The organism is Streptomyces sp. NPDC051172 (genome assembly GCF_040682555.1).
In the GTDB taxonomy this organism is placed as follows: Bacteria; Actinomycetota; Actinomycetes; order Streptomycetales; family Streptomycetaceae; genus Streptomyces.
This window is the reverse complement of the sequence record NZ_JBFBBE010000411.1, coordinates 1-1,177: the sequence shown is the minus strand read 5'-3', so window position 1 is coordinate 1,177 and position 1,177 is coordinate 1. Positions and strand designations below refer to the sequence as shown.

Annotated in this window: 1 protein-coding gene; it reads left to right on the top strand. The window is 62.1% G+C overall.

Translation table 11 applies throughout. The features are described from left to right. Positions 1-109 precede the first annotated feature (109 nt). Positions 110-1,177, top strand: a 1,068-nt coding sequence (locus AB0N07_RS51530) for a DNA methyltransferase (RefSeq protein WP_365847971.1), incomplete at its 3' end; no start/stop codon positions are given.

Below are 1,177 nucleotides of genomic sequence, written 5' to 3'. Positions count from 1 at the left end.
ATATATATTCTTTGTTGCATTGGGGGGAGCATCGCCTAGCCCCCAGCCGCTCACGAGCGAGTGGCAGGGGTCGCGGGCGACCACGACGGACAAGCTTCGATGGGTAAGCATGATCCGTTCTGGCACCGGAGTTTCCCGCCGCGACCGCCCAAGCATGTTCTACCCCGTGCTAATTAACGCGCATGACGGAGCCATTACCACCATTGGCGATCCGCTTCCCCTCGACTCGGATAGAGCCTCATACTCAGCGCCCCAGGGAACGGTCGCAGTGTGGCCGCTCCGTGACGATGGAACGGAGGGGCGCTGGCAGGTCGGTGCTGAGACTGCACGCCTCCTGCTCATGGAAGGGTTCCTGCGTTCCGGACGCCTCAAGGGCGATAGGACGGCTATCTCGTACCTGAAGTCAGGGGAGCAGAAGAAGGTCCTGGAAGGCGCGTTTGGAGAGGTCAGTAAGGACGAGAGAGGCGTCATCAGCGTTCAGGGGCAATCTACAGTGACCGCAAGCCGAATTCCTACCACGCAGTGGGCACTAGCAGCGCACTCTGCTTCTGAGCATGGAACAAGACTCCTCAGTGGATTTTTACCTGGCCGACGATTCCCATTCCCCAAATCGCTCTACGCAGTAGAGGACTCCCTTCGCTTTTACGTGAAGGAGAAGCCGGGCGCTGTCGTACTGGACTTCTTTTCCGGCTCGGGCACGACGGCTCATGCCGTCATGCGCCTAAACAAGCAGGACGGTGGGCGCCGTCAGTGCATCAGCGTGACGAACAACGAGGTGTCCGCCGATGAGCAGGTGGGCCTGCGAATGCAGGGGCTCCGTCCCGGGGATGCAGAGTGGGAGCAGTGGGGCATCTGCGACTACGTCACCAAACCTCGTATCACCGCTGCGATCACCGGTAGGACTCCGGCTGGCGACCCGATCAAGGGCGAGTACAAGTTCACTGACGAGTTCCCCATGGCCGACGGCTTCGAGGAGAACGCGGCGTTCTTCACCCTGACCTATGAGGCGCCCCGGCAGGTGCGCCGCAACCGTGCCTTCGCCCGGATTGCGCCGATGCTCTGGCTCAAGGCCGGCTCTCGCGGTCGCATCATCTCCAGCCTTCCGGAACGGGGCTGGGATGTGAGCGGCATCGTCAGCGACAGCCCCGCCCACTCCGGGCCGAGCTGCGCGAAGAAC